We start from the raw sequence: 254 nt of genomic DNA, 5'->3' as shown, positions 1-254 counted from the left end.
GCCATCCATCAGGCGATGCGCGCCGGCACCACCGCGGAAGTGAAGCAGATATGGCTGACCGCGAGCGGTGGTCCTTTCCGCAACACGCCACTGAAAGACTTTGAACACATCACGCCTGCGCAGGCGTTGAAGCATCCCACGTGGGTTATGGGACAGCGCATCACCATTGATAGCGCCACCATGCTCAACAAGGGACTTGAAATCATCGAAGCATGCCGCCTGTTTGATCTGCCGCCGAGCAAGGTGAAGGTCAC

General features: G+C 58.3%; 1 pseudogene. It reads left to right on the top strand.

The annotated features are described in order from the left end of the window. Positions 1–254, top strand: a pseudogene (locus JAO32_RS19875) (1-deoxy-D-xylulose-5-phosphate reductoisomerase); the annotation flags it as partial.

This window comes from Terriglobus sp. ADX1, assembly GCF_036877645.1.
GTDB lineage: Bacteria > Acidobacteriota > Terriglobia > Terriglobales > Acidobacteriaceae > Terriglobus.
The sequence above is the reverse complement of the archived record's forward strand: the minus strand, read 5'-3'. Positions and strand labels throughout refer to the sequence as shown.